The organism is Pseudomonas sp. NFR02 (genome assembly GCF_900119375.1).
GTDB classification, from domain to species: Bacteria; Pseudomonadota; Gammaproteobacteria; order Pseudomonadales; family Pseudomonadaceae; genus Aquipseudomonas; species Aquipseudomonas paracarnis.
In genome coordinates this window covers 20,137-39,892 of record NZ_FPJJ01000013.1, presented here as the reverse complement: position 1 = coordinate 39,892, position 19,756 = coordinate 20,137, and the positions used below count along the sequence as shown (strand labels likewise).

At 61.5% G+C, this 19,756-nt stretch carries 14 protein-coding genes and 1 pseudogene; all 15 read right to left on the bottom strand.

What is annotated here, in order from left to right; translation table 11 throughout:
* Positions 1–24: 24 nt before the first annotated feature.
* On the bottom strand, positions 25–1,746 hold the full coding sequence (locus BT199_RS25925; RefSeq protein ID WP_072435747.1) for a ShlB/FhaC/HecB family hemolysin secretion/activation protein: 1,722 nt from the start codon (positions 1,744–1,746) through the stop codon (positions 25–27).
* Between the two features lie 492 nt (positions 1,747–2,238).
* Positions 2,239–2,715 (bottom strand): poly-beta-1,6-N-acetyl-D-glucosamine biosynthesis protein PgaD, encoded by a 477-nt coding sequence (pgaD, locus tag BT199_RS25920; RefSeq protein WP_003187480.1) that lies wholly within the window; start codon positions 2,713–2,715, stop codon positions 2,239–2,241.
* Positions 2,716–2,717: 2 nt separating this feature from the next.
* Positions 2,718–4,058: a poly-beta-1,6-N-acetyl-D-glucosamine synthase gene (gene pgaC / locus BT199_RS25915; RefSeq protein ID WP_020302876.1), complete on the bottom strand. Its 1,341-nt coding sequence runs from the start codon at positions 4,056–4,058 to the stop codon at positions 2,718–2,720.
* A 2-nt stretch (positions 4,059–4,060) separates the two neighbouring features.
* A complete protein-coding gene (gene pgaB / locus BT199_RS25910) occupies positions 4,061–6,058 on the bottom strand; it encodes a poly-beta-1,6-N-acetyl-D-glucosamine N-deacetylase PgaB (protein ID WP_072435746.1) in 1,998 nt (665 codons plus the stop codon).
* A gap of 12 nt (positions 6,059–6,070) precedes the next feature.
* Entirely contained in the window at positions 6,071–8,551 is a 2,481-nt protein-coding gene (gene pgaA, locus BT199_RS25905; RefSeq protein WP_072435745.1) for a poly-beta-1,6 N-acetyl-D-glucosamine export porin PgaA, read from the bottom strand.
* A gap of 337 nt (positions 8,552–8,888) precedes the next feature.
* Positions 8,889–10,385 carry a YdgA family protein gene (locus tag BT199_RS25900; protein WP_020302878.1) on the bottom strand — a complete coding sequence of 499 codons (1,497 nt, stop codon included), beginning with the start codon at positions 10,383–10,385 and terminating at the stop codon, positions 8,889–8,891.
* A gap of 147 nt (positions 10,386–10,532) precedes the next feature.
* Entirely contained in the window at positions 10,533–11,165 is a 633-nt protein-coding gene (locus BT199_RS25895; protein WP_019819550.1) for a hypothetical protein, read from the bottom strand.
* Between the two features lie 81 nt (positions 11,166–11,246).
* Complete coding sequence (locus tag BT199_RS25890) at positions 11,247–12,689, bottom strand: efflux transporter outer membrane subunit (protein WP_014716387.1); 1,443 nt, start codon at positions 12,687–12,689, stop codon at positions 11,247–11,249.
* Positions 12,686–13,576 (bottom strand): efflux RND transporter periplasmic adaptor subunit, encoded by an 891-nt coding sequence (locus tag BT199_RS25885; protein WP_014716386.1) that lies wholly within the window; start codon positions 13,574–13,576, stop codon positions 12,686–12,688. Before BT199_RS25885 ends, BT199_RS25890 begins: the two co-directional genes overlap by 4 nt.
* A complete protein-coding gene (locus tag BT199_RS25880; protein ID WP_003187469.1) occupies positions 13,573–13,782 on the bottom strand; it encodes a DUF1656 domain-containing protein in 210 nt (69 codons plus the stop codon). Before BT199_RS25880 ends, BT199_RS25885 begins: the two co-directional genes overlap by 4 nt.
* Complete coding sequence (locus tag BT199_RS25875; protein ID WP_072435744.1) at positions 13,779–15,857, bottom strand: FUSC family protein; 2,079 nt, start codon at positions 15,855–15,857, stop codon at positions 13,779–13,781. The genes BT199_RS25880 and BT199_RS25875 overlap by 4 nt, the downstream gene beginning before the upstream one ends.
* On the bottom strand, positions 15,854–16,273 hold the full coding sequence (locus BT199_RS25870; protein WP_003187465.1) for a MarR family winged helix-turn-helix transcriptional regulator: 420 nt from the start codon (positions 16,271–16,273) through the stop codon (positions 15,854–15,856). The genes BT199_RS25875 and BT199_RS25870 overlap by 4 nt, the downstream gene beginning before the upstream one ends.
* A gap of 438 nt (positions 16,274–16,711) precedes the next feature.
* Positions 16,712–17,647, bottom strand: a pseudogene (locus tag BT199_RS25865) (Fic family protein); the annotation flags it as partial.
* 157 nt (positions 17,648–17,804) lie between these two features.
* Positions 17,805–18,050, bottom strand: coding sequence for a DUF2789 domain-containing protein (locus BT199_RS25860; protein ID WP_014716383.1), 246 nt, complete (start codon positions 18,048–18,050; stop codon positions 17,805–17,807).
* A gap of 32 nt (positions 18,051–18,082) precedes the next feature.
* A complete protein-coding gene (locus BT199_RS25855; protein WP_072435753.1) occupies positions 18,083–19,663 on the bottom strand; it encodes a glycosyltransferase family 39 protein in 1,581 nt (526 codons plus the stop codon).
* Between the last annotated feature and the right edge of the window lie 93 nt (positions 19,664–19,756).

Sequence of the window (19,756 nt, the reverse complement as noted above, 5' to 3'; positions counted from 1 at the left end):
GCTCTCATGCAGCGGGGCGTTGAATTACAGGAAAAAATCCATGCGGAAGTAGATCGGCGCTTCGCGCTCGGTCACCACACCGGGTCTTTCTAACGAATGGGCAAAGGTCACGCTGGTGCTGACGTGTTTGCCACGGGCGAACAGCTCCAGGGAGTTACTGGACACCCGGCCATGAACGTTGTCGTTGTAGCGGTCGTTGCGGATCACGCCTTGGTCGTAGCCGACACTGGCGCCGTACTCGGCGAAGGCCGGGCGCATCCAGTCGAGGGTCACCGGGCGCGCCCAGCGCACTTCGTTGCGCCAGTAGCCGCCGCTGTCGCCGGTCAGCAACTGGTCCTTGAAACCGCGCACCGAGGCCGAGCCGCCGAGGCTCATGCGCTGCGGCGAAAACAGCGGGTCTTCGCTACGTTGGCCGGTGGCCAAACTGCTGAAGCTGAACGACTCGCCCCACAGGCTGAAAGGTTGCAGGTAGCTGACGGTGGCGGTGTATTTGCGGTAGCGCGAGTTCGGCTGGCGACGGCCTGCTGGGTCACGCTCGTCCTGGGCCTGGGCGTCGAGCAGGCCGATGCCGCTTTGCATGCCCAGGTCCAGGTTGACGAAGGCACTGCCGATGCGCCGACCGTGGTTGACGCCCAGTTGCAGTTCGCTGAGGCGGTTGCTGCTGGGCGCGGTGCGCACGTCGAGGATGTAGTTGTTGGTGCGCAGGTGCGCCAGGCCGACGTTGACCGAGGTCTTGCTGACGTCGTCGCGATGGATCACCCGCTCGGCGCGCAGTTGGTGGTTCTGGTTGTCGCCGTCCTGCTTGTATTTGAAGCCGTCGGTGACGCCGTAGGTGCGGTAGTCGCTTTCGCTGTAGGTGTAGCTGAAGTTCCACCAGCCCCAGGGCAGGTTGTAGTAGAGCATGGTGTTTTTCGAGGTTTTCTGGTGGTCGCTGATGGCGTCGTGGCCGCCGCGCAGCATCAGTTGGTCACCCAGGCCCAGCGGGCTGTCCCACTCAAGGCCAGCGCCCCATTGCTGTTCGCCAGTGCTTTTCTGCCCGTCGTTGTTGCGCGACAGGCTGGCGCGCCAGGGCTTTTGCGCGGTGTTCTTGACCACCACGTCGCTGCCGCCGATTTGCTGGCCGGGGGTGAGTTCCATCTGCGCTTGTTTGGACGGCAGGCGGTTGAGCTGGTCCACCAGTTGCTCGATTTCGCGCAGGTTCAGCGCTTCGCCGACTTTGCCGGGAAAGGCCATGGCCAGTTCGCGGTCGGTCACCGTGCCGCCTTCGGCGCTGCGCAGGGCTTCGAGCTTGCCTTCCACCACCAGCACTTGCAGATGGCCGGTGGAGAGGTCTTGCTGCGGCAGGTAGGCACGGCTGGTGACGCGACCTTTGCCCAAGTAGTAGTCGGTGATGACCTTGAGCAACTCGTTAAGCTGGGACACGCCCAGGCACTGGCCGATGTAGGGCTTGAGCAAGCGCTCGCGGTCGGGCGCCGGCAGGCTGTCGGCGCCTTTGAGTTCGATGGTTTTGATCGGGAAGCAACGGGTGTCGGCCGGGGTTGCCGGGGCTTGGGGCTTGTCCGCTTTGCCGGGCAGGTCCTGAAGCTCCTGGAGGCGCCGCTGCTGCTCTTCGAGCAGGCGGTTCTGCCGGTCGCGGATCAAGTCCTGATCGCCAGGCGTGGGGGCGGCGGATGCACTGTTCAGGCCCATGCAAGTGAGCAGGAAAGTGCAGAGCAGTAACCGGGTCCGTGGCAATAACGAAGACATGTTCGATCCATCGAAAATCAAGGGCCGCGAAACTAACATCGAACTTCCAGCTCGCCTAGAAACGGGCGAAGTGGGGCCGCTCGACTGATTAGTTTTCTAACCTGTTGATTATTAATAATAATTTTTCATCAAAAGAGTTTAAGTCGGGCACCTACGGTGATTATTCCGACAAGCGGCAACTGTTTTGATGGCGATTCGACGAATGACTTTCCGACTGCCATTATTTAGCCATCAGGTGTTCGTCGAGTTAGGTTAGTACCGGAGAAGGGGGAAAAGTTCGCGGGGGTTTTGTGAATTGGATCCCATTTATCGGAATTCCAACAAGAGGAGTGAACCACTGCAACCCATGGGTGGAAATACTACCTGTGGGAGCGGGCTTGCCCGCGAAGGCGGTGTGTCAGTCACTGCAACTGTTACTGCACTATCGCTTTCGCAGGCAAGCCAGCTCCCACATTGGGTCTTCATTGCTTTGGGCATTGCGTTCGCTTAGGTCTAGCCAATGCCCTTGTCTTTGTCGGGTACCAGGGTCAGGCCGGGGCGTTCGACGTCGCGGGAGACATGGGATTTCACTTCTTCGACGCCGCCTTCTTCGTCGTTGTGGATCACCAGCACGCCGGGGCGGCGCAGTTGTTCGAGGTCGCCATCGCCCAAGTTGAAACTTTCACTCAGGTGCTGGTCGCTCAGCGCATTGGCCTCGGCGCGGCGCTGGGCGAATTTGCGCCCGCGATGCTGCTGATAACGTGCCCAACTGATCAGGATCACCGCATTGAACAGCGCGATCCACAGGTAAACCTGCAAGGTGTTGAGCGCAGCAAAGATAGGCGCCTCGATGCGCGGGCCGCCATGGGTTTCAAGCATGGCGCTGATGCCTCGCGCCAGCAACCAGATCAACCCACCCCAGGCCAGCAGGGTCAGCAGCACATCGACGATCCACATCAGTGTGTTTTGGCGAGTTCTGACCAGTTTCATGATCACGCCTCCTCTTGTGCAGGTTTGATACCGCGGTCCGGGCTGACCCAGCGTGCGCGTTTCTGATGCTGGTTGAACAACACCTTGGGAAAGCTGACCAGCGTGGTGAGCAGGCTGACCAGCCAGAACACCATCGGGTACCACACGGTCCAGAACAGGGTTTTCCACAGGTCTTTTTCGTAGCGCCGGTCGATCAGGATGCTCACCGCAAACTGCAACAGGCACACCATGGCGAGCACCAGCCCGGTGAACGCGGGCGGCACCAAAGAGCTCACGGTGATCGCCGCCGGTAGCGTGACGAATTTACCCACGGCCCAGAAGACCACCGACAGCAGGAAGGTGAAGGCCCAGCCGGTGGACAGGCAGTACTCGAACAGCAGCGGCCACAGGTAGCGGTGGCGCCATTGCCAGATGCCACGGATGTTCTTGAACAGCACTTCGGCGCCGCCCTGGGCCCAGCGCAGGCGTTGTTTCCACAGGCCGCCGACGGTTTCGGGCATGAGGATCCAGCACAGCGCGCGCGGCTCGTAGAAGATCGCCCAGTGATCGAGTTGCAGCTTCCAACTGACATCGATGTCCTCGGTGATCATGTCGGTGCTCCAGTAGTCGATGCGGTCCAGGGCTTTCTTGCGGAACGCCACCACCACACCGGAGACCGTGAAGATCCGGCCGAATACCCGCTGGGTACGCTTGATCAAACCGATGATCGAGGAGAACTCGCCGACCTGCACTCGGCCGATCAGGGTCGAGCGGGTACGAATGCGCGGGTTGCCGGTGACGGCGCCCAGGCGCGGGTTGTCGAGCATCGGCGCGACCATGTAGGCGGCCGCGTTTTTGTCGAGCAAGGCATCGCCGTCGATACACACCAGGTATTCGCTGCGGGCGGCCACGGCGCCCATGCGCAGGGCCACGGCTTTGCCCTGGTTCTGCGCCAGGTGCAGCACGCGCAGGCGCGGGTGTTGCAACGCAAGGGCATCGAGTACTGCGGCGGTGTTGTCGCTGGAGCCATCGTTGACCGCGATCACTTCGATGTTCGGGTACACCTGGCCGAGGGCCGCATCAATGGTGTCGGCGACGTTATCGCCCTCGTTGTAGCAAGGGATGATGATCGAGATCAGCGGCTCGCCGGCCAGGGTCGGCGCCGGCGTGTCTTCTTCCCACGGCCAGTGGCGTTCCCAGTGCAGCCAGAAATACAGGCCACCGGCGATCCACAGCGCCGACATGAACAGCGGGTAGAAGAACACGAAGTCCATCAGGAACTGCCCGGTCACCAGGAATATCAGGCCCAGGGGCAAGCCCAGTACCAGTGCCAACACGAATAGAGCCAGGATTCTGTCAACCATGATCAAGGGTTCCATTGGTTGGAGAGGGCCGGACGGATGGTCTTCAAGTCCGGGGAGTTTTCCAGGAAGTTGTCCGGGTAGTAGCCGAAACTGGTGACGCCCTGGCGTTTGAGTACACCCATCCACTCTGCCAATTGCTCAGCGCTGATATCCGGTGCGGCCTGGGTGCGCCAGTCTTTGGCTTGCAATTCGAAGATGGTTTTTTGCATCGCGCCGGGGCGCGTCTTGACCGTGGCGATGAGTTTTTCCAGCCAGGCGTTGGAGGCTTTCACTTCCTGGCCTTCCATCAACGGCATGGCCATCGGCGCGGTCCAGTCGTAGGCCTGGAGGAAATCATCGAGGTTCTGCGCGAACCAGGTTTCGCTGCCAGGGTTGAGCATCGGCTCGGCGAAGATATTGCGCGCGGTGAGTACCTGCGGCCCACGGATAGCGCGGACCTTGGCGGTGAGCTCATGGGTGAAGTCGATCAGGTAACGGCTTTTGAAACGGGTCCAGCGCTGCATCACGGCAGGGTCGGCACGCAGGGCCGCGATGCTGTCCGGCAAACCTTGGGCCGCGTAGGCCTTGAGCGCTGCGGGGCTGGCGTCTTCGAAGTCGTTGAACACCGCATCATCGTGGTAGAGGATGCCGTCAATCGGCCCTACACGCGCCAGGTCTTGGTAGATCTCACCGATGACCTGCCGCACCTTGGGATCAAACGGCGACAGGCGTTTGTATTGATCCGGGTCGGGGCCGACTTGGCCGGTTTTCGGGTCCCAGCGGGTGACACGCGGCAGCTTGGGGTCGAGGGCAAAACTCAGCACCGGCATCCAGGCGTACACACTGGCATGGGCGCGGGTGTGCAACTGCCAGGCGACCCGGTTGAACAGGTCGGCACGCATCGGCAGATGGCGGTTGGGGAAGTACAGCGAATGCACCAGGCCGTCGCCCTTGGGGTCGGCAAAGGCTTGCAGGAAGACGGTGCCGGCGCCCATGTCCACCACGCGCTGAACCAGCACGTCGAGGTTGCGCGCCTGTTGGGCCGGGTCGGGGTCGTACACGTTGTCCAGGTCTACGTGCAGCACGCGCATCGGCGCTTTGGTCTGCACGGTCACCATGCTGTTGGCAAAGTGTTCACCGTCCGGGTCGGAGGCCACCAGAAAGCGCGGGCTGTTCATCAGGTTGCCGAGGTCGTCGAGCCCGTCTTCCAGGGTCAGCGCCATCTCGTAGCCGTGCTCGCCGACTACCGCCAACGAGGTGCCATCGGCCGCCCCATACGGCCACACCCACACACGCGGCGCCTTGCCGGTGACGGTACGGATTTTGTTCGAAATCGCGGCGACGTCAGCCCGCATACGCGCCTGGAACTGCGCTTCGCTTTCGTAGCCGTTGGTCTTGGGATCAAAACTTCGCGTGGTGGCGGCCGGTTCCAGGTTGCCCTGGGGGTTGGCCAGGATGCCCTTGTGATTGGCGTCGGTGTGAGCGGCGATTTCCACCAGGCCAGACTGGGACACTTCACGAATCTGCTGCCACGTCAGGAATTCCCCGCGTGGCCGTGGTGTACCGGCAAAATCCACCGGTTGGTTCAACGGCGTGTCGATCCAGGAGCCCACCGGGGCCAACAGAGCCGGCCAGTGATAAGCACGCAGAATCGGCATCACGCGGGTGTAGAAGCTGGAATAACCGTCATCGAAGCTGAGCATCACCGCCTTGGGTGGCAATGCCGGGCCGCCGCGCCGGGCCGCCAGGATCTGATCGACGCTGACCGCCTGGTAGCCATTCTCCCGCAGCCACGCCAGCTGCTCGATCAAACGCTCGGTGCGCACCGCCACCACGGCTTGATCGGGGTCGCGATCCTCTACGTCGTGATAGGCAATGCCCAGGAAGTGGTTCTTCGGCCACGGCGCTTCGTTGGGCGCTATCGGCCGTTCGGCGGGTGGAGTGTAGGGCGCGGGTTGTTGGGCGCAGGCGGCGGCCAGCATTACACCCAGGACCAACAAGCAACGGCTGAGGACGGTCATGGTCAGGCTCTTTTAGAAACGGTAAGTGAGGTCGACGAGCAGGCGCAGATCGCGTTCGCGATCACCGTCATAAGGTCGGCTGATCAGGCTGAGGTTGGCGCCCATTTCCAGTACGTCGTTCCAGCGATAGCGTTGGCCGTAGCCAATCAGGCCGATACCGCCGGTGGAGTAGTCACGCTGGCTGTAGGTACCCGCGCCGATTTGGAACTGCTGACTCCACTGGGTTTCGTAGCGGTGATAGAGCACGTGATTGACGTTGATCATGGGCAACACCGTGAAGTCCGACTTCGGGTTGAAGTACACGGTGTCTTCCTTGCTGTTGCGGCTGGCGCCCACTTCCAGGCCCAGGTCCACTTGCACATGGGGCGAGCTGTATAGGCCTTCGCGGCCGGTGAGCAAGGCTTCGAAGCGATCGTTGCCGTCGCTGAAATGGGACGGGCTGAGGGTCAGTTTCCACTCGCGGCTTTCGTTGGCGCGCCAGCGGATAAAACCGCTGCCGCCGTTGGCTGTGACGCCGTCATTCAGGGCCCGCAACGGCGTGGTGCTGAGCAAATAGCCGAGGCTGCCGCCGTATTGCCAGTGGTCGTTGATGTCGCGGGCAATCGACACGCTGGCGCCTTGCTTGGAACCGTCGCCATAGGAATGGTTGGACACTTCGGCTTCGATGGTCATGTCACGGGTGCGACGCTCCACGCCCACGCGCTGCCAGCGATGTTGGCCAGTGCCTTCCTGGAAGTCGGCGGTGGCATAGCCGGCACCGGCGAACAGGCGCCAGTCTTCGTCGATGGGCGGCGTGTAGATCACGCTTTCAATGCCCCAGTCTCGGCTGCCGGAGACGGCACCGGCGTCGTTGTTATTGCCGCCACCGTAGCTTTTGCCGGTGTAGGCTTCGACACGCAGCTCGGCCATGTCGTGCACATCGCGCAGGCGGCTCAGGCGCTGCACCTGACGGTTGTCCGGGTTGCGGGCGAGCACGTCGTCGGTGAGCGCGTCCATCTGCCGCCATTCTTGCAAGTCCATGGCGGTATAGGCTTGGGAGACTTCCAGGCCGATGTCGCGGGGGGCCTGGGTTTCGGTTTCCTTGAGCGTGCCTTCGGCGCGGCGCGGCCAGTCGCGGGCGCGGTACATGTCGGCCTGGGCCAGGCGCAGACCCACGTTGCCCGGTGCCTTGGCCACCAGGGCTTCCAGGCTGGCCTCGCTACCGGGCAGGTCACCGCCATAGGTACCGGCCTGGGCGGATAATTGTTGGGCGTCCATCCAGTTGTCATTGGGGTTACCAATGGGCAAGCCCTTGAGCTCAACGCGGGGGTTTTGCTCCTTGGCCAGGTTGTTGGCGACCTGGCGGGCCTCTTCGACCTTGTCGCTTTCCAACAAGGCGTAGAACAGCGCCGTGCTGTCATCGACCCGATAGCTGGCGTCGGTGTCAGGGGCGGTGAGTACCTGGCGGTACAACGGCTCGGCCTTTTCCGGCTGGCGCTGTTCCAGGTAAGAGCCAGCGACCCAACGCAACGCGTAGGTGGGCAGTTGCACGCCTTCGCTGGTGAGGGTTTGGTAATCGCGGATCACCTCGGCATGCCGCGCTCGCGCCTTGAGCGCACCCAGGCGGTCGATGCGCCAGCGGATGACATCGTCCTTGGCTGTGGCGTCGGGAGCCCAGCGGCTGATCAGTTTGTCGTAGTCCTGCAGGGCACGGTCTGCGATGACGTAGCGTTCTTTTTCTGTACGCGTGGCGAACTCGGCCATGCGCACACGCTCGGCGGCAAGGTCGCCTTCGAGGCGGCGCTGGGTGACGGCGTCCACCAACCCCGGGCGCTTGGCCGAGAGGCGCAGTGCCGGCTCCGGCAGCCGCGCCTTTTGCAGGGCAACGATGTATTCACGGGCCACTTCGGGCTTGTCACCGGCGCGGATAAAGGCTTGGTCGAATTCGAATAGCGCGTCGTAGTTCAAACCGGCACGTGTCAGCGCATACCCCAGGGCCATGCGGCGGTTGGGGTCATTGGGTTGGGCCGCCACCAGCGTGCGCAGGCGTTGCACCGCCTCGTTGGCTTTGCCGCCATCGGCCTGGGTGAGGGCCTGGCCCAGTTGCAGGTCGACGTTATGGGGTTCACGCAGCAACGCCTGGCGATAGACCGCTTCGGCCTCAGCCCACTGCTTTTGATTGCGATAAGTGCGCGCCACCGTGGCGAGTGCCTGGGTGGTGAGGTTGCGATGCTTGCCTTGCGCTTCGTACACCTTAAGCACTTCTGCGTCTTGCCCGGCCCAGCCGGCGATCACCAGGTGGTCGCTGACCTGGCCTGGGGTCTGGCGTTCGGCGGAGAGTTGGCGCAGTTGGGTCAGCGCCGGCGTGAAGTGGCCGTTGCGGGCCTGGATGATCAGGGCGTCGTAGGCTGGGTCGGCAAACGCAAGGCCTGGAACCAGCAACTGGCTGCACAGGGCGGCCCCGATAAGCAGACGCAACCGGCCGGAGGCACTGTAGGGGTGGTTTCGCAGCATATCGTGAGCTTCCTTACACACGGAAAGCCTTAACGATAGGTGATCCTGAGCGAAACGCATCAGGGTGTCGGCGTCTCGGGACCCGACCTAGCTTTCCTGTAGGAACTATCTCTTAGCGAAGTAGGGGGAAGTGCAATTCAGAACAATTGTTCAGAATTGTGCGAGCGCGATTTTTTGCCCTCACACAAAACGAATGTGGGAGCCGGGTTTGTGTGGGAACCGGGCTTGCCCGCGATGCAGGCACCGCGGTCGTTCAGCCAGACCGGGGCGATGCTATCGCAGGCAAGCCAGCTCCCACACAAGCCTGCTCCCACATTTTTTACTGCATTTTCAGCGCTTACTGGGCGCCGCTGACCGCACCGGCCTTGGACATCACAAAACTGAGGAACTGCTCAACGGTCATTTTCTGGCCGTTGAAAGTCACTTCGTTATTGGCGTAGTGCAGCTTGGAAACCACATCGGTGCCCACCAGGGTTGCCATTTGGGTGCCGACGGCCATGCCGCTGACCATCTCGGCCGCCATCTGCGATTGCTGCTCGATGGCTTTGGGGTCAGTCACGCCGCCGACCTGGGCTTGCAGGGCGGCCACGTCGCTGATCATCGGCTTGGACAGGGTCAGGTTGGCATCGAGCAGCGCAATCATCTGCTTGCCCAGCTCAACCGGCGGCAGCTCCATAGACGTTGGCTTGGCCAGGTCGACCACCAGGTTGAACTTGCTTTCGCCGTGGGTGGTTTTCAGCGACAGGTTTTCCACCGCCAGTTGCGGCTTGGCAGCCAATACCTGGTTGACGTTGGCTTCGGCCAGGGCCTGCTCGGCTTCGGTCAATTGCAGTTCCGGTACCGGTTGGCCGGCAGCGGCAGCGGCTTGCACCGGTTGCATTTTGTCCTGGTAGAGCTTGGTCAGCACCAGCATCGCCGGGATGTCGACGTTCTTCATGCTCACGGCCATGGCCGCCGAGCCGACCGGCTTGCCCTGGTAACCGATCTCGTCGATTTTGTAGTCGACGCGACCGGCCAGGTTGTTGTCCTTGGCCTGGGTAGAATCTTTCTGCTCGAAGCCCTTGAGGGTCAGCACGGCTTTCTGCGGGCCGAAGGTGACCTTGGTGTCGGTCAGCTCCACAGTGTTCTGGCCGGTGTAGAAGCCAAAGGTGGACTTTTCCAGGTTGCTGGCGACGGTCAGGCCAGCCAGTTCCGCTTCGAACGGTGCGCCATTGGCATCGATCGCCGCGACCTTGAGGCTGTTCATGAACCCATCAGCCTTGACCTTCTGGCCTTCGGCGCTGCTGTCGAATTCCAGGTTGGCGCCGGAGAAGCTCACCGAGGAGGTGTCATCCTTGAATTCCAGCGGCAGCAACTCGATGTTGCCGCTGACCGAACGGCTGTAGCCGATATTCGCCACGCCTTTGAGCGGCGACACGTCTTTGCTGGCGGCGAACCATTTTTCGGTGGTGGGGTTCTTTTCCAGTTCGTAGTGACTGGTGGCCATGACCGGCAACCACTTGAGGGTCACCAGCCGCGAGAACGGCAGCGGGCCGTGTTCGATATGGTCGACGAACAGCAATTCGGGGTTCGGGTTGTCTTCGCCGAACACGCTGCCTTGGCCCTTGAGGCGATAGTGCGCGGTGCTGCTGAACACGCCACGGTCCAGAGACACCAGCTCCAGGGTCACGCTACCATCGACGCCGGCCATGGAGGTCTGCAGTTCTTTATTGGCGCTCTGGATAGCGGTTTGCAGGACCGGCTCCAGTTGTTTACCGGTGTACCAGGCACCGCCCGCACTGACGGCGCCGACGGCGACAACAAAACCCAAGAAAACAACGGCTGGCTTATTCATGAAGTGACCTGATCAAATCCTGTGAGAAGTGGGCTGTCTTCCTTGAACCCCTGAGGGGATTGGCTCAAGCCCGCCGAAAACGGGGGAAGATTAGCACTGGCGGGCGTAAACGGCCCAGCCTTTCAGAGGGATCAGTTCAGCAGGAGTTCAGGAGTACTCTTGTTCTACTTCATCCAGTTGGTGATCAAAACTCTTCAAGCGCGCGGTCCAGGTGTACACCAACACCTCGAACTCGCGGTGTATCACGGCATTGCCGGGGGTGTCGGCCTTGGGGTCGCAAAAATCCAGCTGGTAGCGCTCGCGGGCCATTTGCGTGGCCACGTCGGACAATTCCCGCGCGTTATCCAGCCAATGCCTACCGTCGGCAACCTGTCGGTCAAGCAGCACGCATTGTTTTTTCAGGACTTCGAGGCTTTTTTCCAGCGGCGTGCCGGTGAGGTCGCCCATGACTTCCTGGAACGTGCGCCCCGGCTGCCAGTAACTGCCCCAGAAATAGCGGTCGAACACGGTTTCGACGCGGCGCAGGGCGACCTTGGTGTCCCAGATCGCCACGCGGGTCTTGCCCTGCTCGAGGAGTTTTTTCTTCACCCGCTGGTTTTGATACGACGCCCAGGCCACCACGCCGATGGACAAAGTGCCGATCACCAGGCAGGCGCTGTCGAGGAACACCATCGCCTTGTCGAGTTGATGGGCGAGCATGACGCCGTAAAAATACGCGGCCGATAACAAAACCAGTGCGAAGAGCACGCACCAGAAAGCGGGAGCATAAGGGTTTTTCATTCTTGGAATCCCCATGAGCAAACGCGAGCTTTGTCGGGTGAGGCGCCAGCGGGCCTCACCCAAGAAAGCATAGCAATCACCTCACGGTTTGCCGGGTTTTTGCCCTTGCGTTCGTCCGCTTTCCCAACCGCCGCCCAGGGCCAGGAACAGGTCGATCTGGCTCATGGCAACCTGGGTGTTGGCCGCCGCCAATTGCGCACGCATATCGGTGTAGGTGCGCGTGGCTTGCAGGTCGGCCAGGAAGGATTCGCGGCCGGCCTGGAAGAAGCGGTGGGTCTGGCCCGCCGCTTCTCGGGCCGACTGTTCGGCGTCGGCCAGGGCGTCGCGGCGTTGCAACACGGCGGTGTATTGGGCCAGGCCGGTCTGGGTTTCGCGGATGGCGTTGAGCACCACGCCGTCGAAGTGGGCCAGGGCTCCCTGGGTCGCGGCTTCGGCTTCATGCACGCGGGCGCGGGCGCCGTTGGTCGGTACAGTCCAGCTGATCATTGGGCCAAAGCCCCAGCGATTAGTGGCAGGCGTGCCAAGGTTTTCCAGCAAGCCGACGGTGCCGACCGTGGCGCCGATGCTGATATCCGGGTACAACGCGCCGGTCGCGACACCGATGCGTGCGGTGGCGGCGGCCAGCTGGCGTTCGGCCTGGCGCACATCAGGGCGGCGCTTGAGCAGCGTGGCGCCATCGCCTACCGGCAGCAGTTGAGCGATATGCGGCAGCTCAGCGCAGGTGCCCGTGCCGGCTGGCAGTTGGTCGACCGGTTTGGCCAGCAACATCGACAGCCGAAACAGCGCCGCCTGACGCGAGGCTTCATAGCGCGGTATGTCGGCGCGCAGGGATTTGTATTGGGTTTGCGAGCGAGTCACCTGGGTTTCGTCGCCGCGCCCGGCATCCCGCAGGCGCTGGGTCAGTTTGGTGCTCTGGGCTTGCAGGTCGAGGGACTCGTTGGCAATCGCCAGCTCTTCGTTGGCCGCGCACACCTGGGTATAGGAGCGCACCACATCGGCCACCAGGGTGATGCGAGCGATATCCGCCGCAGCCTGGGTGGCGTCGGCGCTGGCCTGGGCGCTTTCGATGCCACGCTGCAAGGTGCCGAACAGGTCGAATTGATAGGACGTGGTAATCCCGACGCTACCGATATTGCCCACCGGGACTTTGTCCGGCAGCAAGAAGGCCTCTCCAGACTCCTGCAAACGCTGGGCCTCGGCCTTGACGCCGGCACTCCAGCCGCCAGCGGATTCGGCCTGCTGCACCTGGTAACGCGAGCGCTGCAGATTGGCGGCGGCCACGCGCAGGTCGGTGTTGGAGGCCATGGCCTGGCGCACCAGTTCGTCCAGGCGCGGGTCTTTGTACAGCTTCCACCAATCCGCTGGCACTGGCGCCGAGACTACATTTTTGCCTTCGCCCATGATCGGCCCTTGGAGGTCGCCACGGTTGACCGCAGCCTGCTCCGGCAGTTTGTAATCCGGGCCTACTACTTGGCAGGCCGACAGCAACAACCCCAGGGAAGCGGTTGCCAGAAGCCGCTTCATGGTTTGCCCCCGTCTTTAACTTTGTCGTCAATGATCGACACCGTCGCCGTGCGCCCGGCGATCATGCGAAAGTCCGCCGGCACGTCATCGAAGGCAATGCGCACGGGGATCCGCTGGGCCAGGCGCACCCAACTGAACGCCGGGTTAACGTTGGGCAACAGATTGGAGCCGCTGCTGCGGTCGCGGTCTTCGATACCGGCGACGATACTCTGCACGTGGCCATGCAGGCGCGCGTTGTCGCCGATCACACGGATATCCACACCCATGCCTACGTGAATGCCGTCGAGCTTGGTCTCTTCGAAATAGCCGTCGATGTGGAAGGAATTGCTGTCCACCACCGATAGCACCGGGCGCCCGGCGGTGACGAACTCCTGGGTACGCGGTGCGCGGTCGTTGACGTAGCCGTCCACGGGGCTGCGAATCACCGAGCGGTCGAGGTTGAGTTGGGCGGAGTCGACTGTCACTTGGGCTTCGGCCAGGGCCGATTGGGCGCGGGCGACGCGGGACTGGCTCTCTTCCAGTTGCTCGCTGGGCACCAGGTTGCCAAGGCCCCGGTTACGCTTGTACTCGCGCTGGGCCTGGGCCAGGGTTTCCTGGCGGTCGGCCACGGCGGCCTGGGCTTGGCGCAGGGCCAGCTTGAAGCGGTCCTGGTCGACGGCGAAGAGCACCTGGCCCTTGGTCACCAACTGGTTGTCGCGCACGTCCACGCGCTGGATCAGCCCGGACACGTCCGGGGCGATCTGCACGATGTCGGCACGGATGTGGCCGTCACGGGTCCAGGGCGCAAACATGTAGTACATGACCATGCGCCACACAACGACGACCGCGAAACTCACGATCAACAACGTCAGGACGACACGGCCGATAGTCAAAAAAGGTTTTTTCATGTCATCAAATATCGACTGAGTGAGTCCACCGCGCCCAGCAACAGCGCGTAGAGCCCCACATTGAACAATGCCCGGTGCCAGACCAGGCGATAGAAGTGCATGCGCGTCAACAGCCCGTGCACCACCAGAAACAACACATAAGTAATGCCCATCAGCACCAGCAGCGTGGGCAAGAATACCCCGCTGATATCCAGGTCACCGATCATAAAGGCGCTCCATCAGGTAACGGCGCTTGCATCTCTGTACCGCCAATGAACTCCACACCGGGCAACAGCGCCAGGCGCAGGCCGGCCAAGGCGTGCAGCAGGTGCAGGCGGGTGTCGTCTTCGTCTTGCAGGCCCTGGCCGTTGAGGGCGCGACGCGTGCGGTCCAGGGTCATCAGCAGACCGCTGGGCGCGGGCAAGCGTTCACCCGCCTTCAGGCAGGCCTTGAAGTAACCGCCCACGCCTTCCACCACCTGGTTGAGCAACACCCGTGGCACACCGAGGATGCGCGGCGAGTAGGCCAGCAGATCGAGCAGGTTCAAAGCCACGCGCAAGTCGCGCAGGGCGATGCCAGTGTCCTGGCCGGTGAGCGCCAGGCGCGGCAGGTGTTGCATCAGGCGGTCGAGCATTTGTACGGCCATGTGCCGGTGCTCGGCCAGGGTGGCGGGCTCGGTGAGGCTGACGATGTCGCGCCAGCTGAAACGGGTGAGGCGCTTGGCCGCCAATTCAGCGCCGAAGGGTCGGGCGATCAAGGTCCAAACGAACGCGAACAGCAGGCCAACGGGCCCGGCCAGGTTGACGTTGGCGAAGTTGAGAAAGTCCGCGTCATAGGCGCCCTGGATGCTGATGAACGACGAGGTGTTCACCAGCGTCAGCAACATGCCCAGGTAGAAGCGTGGCTGCACGGTGAGGGTGCCGATACAGATAAACGGCACAGCGAAGGCCAGCACCAGCATGGGGAAATCGTGCAGGTTGGGCAGCACCAGAAACAGGTACAGGCTGGCGAACAGCACCGACATGGCGGTCCAGAAAAAGAACCGGTAGATCTGCGGCGCCGGATCGTCCATCGAGGCGAAAAAGCTGCAGGCGACGGCGGCAAGGATCACGGCGCTGCCGCCGTCGGTCCAGCCCAGCAGAATCCACAATACCGAAGCGACAATGATTGCGGTGACGGTGGAAAACGCCGAGTAGAACATCAGCCCACGGTCGAGGAATGGCGTGAGCCGGCCCAGGCGCCAGTGACGGTAAACAGCGCGCCAGGTGTCCTGGCTTTCACACTGGATGGCGGCTTGCAGGCTGCGACAGTCTTGCCACAGGTCGACCCATTCGCCCAGGCGGTACAGGGCGTTGGAGAACAGCAAGGTGTGACGGTCATCCAGCGCTTCGCCTTGGGGTTGAGCGGCGTCGATCTTGTCGCGCAGCACGCGCCAGCTTTCCAGTGGCGCGGCTTCGGTGGTGCTTTGCAGCCAGGCGCTGGCTTCTTCCAGCAACGGCGTGAGCTGATCGAGAAACTCCGGCGCCCGGTGCTCAATGGCGTACACCGCATCATCCAATGCGTCGATCACTGGCAGCAGGTGAATCATGTGCCCGCGCAGTTCCTTGGTGTTGCGCACCGTCTGCGGGCGCGCGCCTTCGTGGGGCAGTTGGCCGATCATCAATTCGAGGGTATTGAAAGTGGCGACCATGCCGCCGCGCAGGTTGCTGACCTCTTCGGGGTCGACCTTGCGGCTGAGAAAGCGCTGGCTGTAGACCTGGGCGTCGCTGAACCACTTGGCCACCGAGCCATCGAACACCGGCATCAGGCGCCGGGGCCAGAACATCGCGCCCACCACCGCCGCGACCGCAATGCCGAGGAAGATTTCTTCGGTACGCGCCTCCGCCACATCCCAGACCGCCAAAGGGTTATCCACCACCGGCAGGGCAATCAGCGGCAAGGTGTAGCCGGCCAGCATCAGGGCATAGTTATTCGCGGTGCGCAGGTGCATGGACAAGAACAGCAAGGTGCCCGTCCACAGCGCAATTACCACCACCAGAATGTAGGGTGACTGCACGAACATCGGCACAAACAGCACCGCCGCCGCCGCGCCCATCAAGGTGCCGATGGCGCGGTACAGGGCTTTGGAACTGGTTGGGCCGACAAACGGGCTGGAGACGATATACACCGTGGCCATCGCCCAGTACGGACGCGGCATTTGCATGAGCATGGCGATGTACAGCGCGATCATCGACGCGGCGAAGGTACGCACCCCGTAGAACCAATCGCGGGCAGGCGGGAAGCCGGTAAAAAATCCGTTCAAGACGACACAGCCTCAGCCGCTTCGAAGGCGCGCAGTACGCGCAGTGCGGCTTGCAGATCGTCAGGGGCGATATCTGCCAACACGTCTTTGCGCAGGCGCACCAGTTGCGCTTCCACCGCCTGCACCAACTCACGGCCACGCTCGGTAAGGCTCAGGGCCTTGGCGCGACGGTCGTGGATGTCTTCGGTGCGGCAGACGTAGCCGTCACCGCACAGCCGGTCGAGCAGGCGCACCAGTGATGGGCTTTCCATACCGGAAGCCTGGGCTACTTTGACCTGGTGTACCCCGTCGCCCAAGCGGCCGATCATCAACAACGGCACGGCGCAGGCTTCGGAGATGCCATAGCTCACCAGCGTGGTCTGGCAGATTTTGCGCCAATTACGGGCGCCCACCACCATGCTGCTGCTGAGGCTCATCTGGAGTTGTTCGAGGGATTGAGGCACTGGATAGTTCGCATACAGTTAGTTTGCTAACTATCAATATGGTGGAAGAAGGATTTGCCGTCAAGTTTTGAAACAATTTCGCAGATGAGTGGTGGGATGCGCGTTCGCCATGCGACAAACAAAATGTGGGAGCTGGCTTGCCTGCGAAAGCGGTGGTTCAGTTGAATATTCAGTGACTGACACGCCGCCTTCGCGGGCAAGCCCGCTCCCACATTAGGTCAGCGTCGGCTTCATGCTTGCTGCTCAGCCTGCCCACCCAGACGACCTAGTCTTCCGCGCGGAATTAGTCGCACCCACTCATCAATAGGCGATATCCCTTTGATAAGAAAAAACGTCTGCTGCATCTATAGTCCGTTTCACCTAGAGAAATAGGACGTTTCCCATCTTTTCACGAAGTGTCTGGATCACCTCTTACTCGCCCATCAACCTCAAGCTCTCCTCCTCAATAAACCCAAACACCTCATCCGCCACGCTGTATTGAAACTGCTTACGCCGATGCTTGGAAAGCTTCCCACCGTTATCCAGGCACATCATCACCAGCTTCGACAAATCACTGCCACGCACGTCGTAGCGTTGGTTCACTGCTTTGATCACTTGGTCATAACGGTCGAGGAGTTCGGTTTCTTCGCGCAGTTCCACTTCCAGGGCTCGGCGGGCCATTTGCAGGGTGAATTCGACGCAGCGGGTCGCATCCCAGTAGCGATAGATCGAGGGGTGGCCGATGAAGTCGAACGCCATGTGGTCCGCATCCAGCCAGGTGACGTTCCAGAACTCACGGGTTGGCTGGGAAAAGGTTTTCAGCGCTTGCAGGTAGGCTTGCTCTTCATGCTTCATGGCGACAGAAACCGGTAGCAGCAAACCATTTTCCAGTGCGCCGTAGTGGCAAAGCGTCTGGTGAATCAGGAAGCGAGACAGGCGCCCATTACCGTCCATGAACGGGTGCAGGAAGACGAAACCGAAAGCGGTGACCGCGGCCGCAACCAAAGGATCGACGTCTCGTACGGGCTGGTTGGCGAAGGCCATCAGCTCTTCCATCAATTCCTGGCAAAGCGCGGGGGTTGGCGGTACGTAGCTCACACCGGCTGCGCCGCGCAGCCCGTTGTGCAGATGGTTCTGTTCGTGGCGAAACGCGACGGCTTTGTCGAAGGGGTTGGAGACAGTGCTGTTTTGCAGCTCGACCAAGTAGTCTTCGGTGAGCAAACGGCCTTCGTGGGCCTGGCGCAGGAGTTGAACGAAGCGACGGGATTTTTCTTCGCTGGGTTGTTCTTTTTCGATGGCAAATGAATCGCGGGTTTCGTGCAGGTAAGCCCACTGGATGGCGCGGTCCATCATTTCGGGAGGGAGGGTGCGATAACCTTTAGATCGAGCGCCCCACACAGATGAGCGTATCCGACTGTTGGCAGGGCGAGCTTTTCCAGAAAAAATTCACTTAAGCGATTAAAGCCCAGTTTTTTTTACCGCTTACCATTTTTTTTTACATACTCGCATTTCTTGGGATATTTTTTTACACCCCTCGCCCACCCCGCAACATCAAATTCAACTCATCCACCACCACCGCCCAATCCGCATCCTCCAGAATCTCTTCACGCAAAAATGTCTTCTGGGCGTCGCTCCAAAAAAACGCATCCGCCAGTTTCAACTCCGGCTTGAGCGGCGAATGAGAGGCGACAAATTGCTCAATACTGACCGGGTCGTCCGGCAGGCCAAGCTGTTTGAACAAAGCCGGCAAGCTGTGCAGTGGCGATTCCATGAAAGGCTCCTCATAAGTAGGTTCAAGTGAGTCTAGCGGCAGCCTTCAGGTTGCGGCGCCGGTGCGTTGCATAGCACGAACAACCGCGCCCTGGCGCCACCGCCGTCCTGGCGACTGAGTTCGCGCCAGCCGTTGGGCAGTGGCGCGAATTCATCTGGGGCTTCGTTGCTGCTGATCAACCATACCCGCCGCGTTTGAGCAGGCAGTGCTGAGAGGCGGTCCAGATAGATGCGGCCACCGTCCTGGTCCACCAGTGTGCCGAAACCATAGGCGTTCGGGCGCGTCGCGGTGCCGTCGGGTTTGGGCGGTGTGAAGAGCTGCAGTTGCGCGTCGGTCTGGTCGTAATACACGTAGCTGAGGTACCACATCATGTCACTGAGGACGATGCGGTCGCCTTCCTGGTAGTCGCGATTGACGAACTCCACCGGCACGTTGAACTGGTCGTGCTCATCCACTTCGAAGTTGTTCTTTAGCCCCAACAGTTCTACGCCAACAAACAGTGCGAACAACGCCACGCCCAGCCAGGACAAACGGGGCGGCAAACGGTCGATGGCAAGCGCCAGGACTATCGGCAGGCCTAACGCATACACCGTGAGGTAGCGCTCGATAAACACGGGCGAGATAAAGGACACGCCATAGACCAGCAGCAGCGGCAGCAGGCAAAACAGTGCCGGCAGGCGCGCCGCGTGGTTGCGCCAGGCCGTCGATACAACCACCCCGGCGAGCAGCAGGGGGAACAGCCAGAACAGCGGCGGCCACAGGCCGAGACCGTCATCCTGCAACAGGAACTGCCAGATGATCGACGGCAGCGACAGTAGATTGACCGGATCTTCCCAACCAATGTCGCCGCCGACTTTGAGTTGTTCGACGTGCTGCACCAAATCCAGCAGGTTGGGTAGCCAGGGCAGATACAACAACACTATCGCTACGTTGGCGACCCACCAGGCAGGTCGCGTGATCAGGCGTTGAGCTGGCGCCTGCAATCCCAGGTACGCCCAATGCACCAGCACGCACAGCGCGGTGAAGTAGTGGGTATAGAACCCGGCGCTCATTAACAGCACATACACAGCCAAATAACGCACGCGCTCGGGCTGCTTCACCCAGTACACCAGGGCCAGCGTGGCGCCCAGTAGCCACACGCCCAGCAGCGAATACATGCGCACTTCCTGGCTGTAGCGCACTGCGGTCGGCAGCATCGCCAACAGGATCCCCGCCAGCACGGCTGCGCGTCGGGTGGACAGTTGCCGTGTCAGCCAGATGCCCAGGCCCACGACGGCCACGCCGGGGATTGCACTCAGGCTGCGAATTGAGCCGATGCTGTCGCCGAATACTTCGATCCAACCGCGCAGCAGCAAGAAATACAGCGGTGGGTGCACATCATGGGCCGCGTGAAACCACAGGTCGGCCAGGGCGTATTCGCTCAGTAACAGGCTTGAGCCTTCGTCGCCCCAGATCGCCGCCGAGGTGAGGTGGTAAAACCGCAGGGCCATGGCCAGTGCCAGGATCGGCACCCACCACAGACGGCTGAGCCAGCCGGCACCTTCCCAGGTCAAGCGATGGAAGGTCGGCAATGCTTCAACTTTTTCGTTTTGCTCTACCACAGACCGACGCACCTCAAATTCTCCCGGCATGACCCTGCTTGCCTATGCGCAAACACCGCCACTCTAGGCCAAAAGCCCTGGCCTCGCCGCTGGAATCGGACAAAT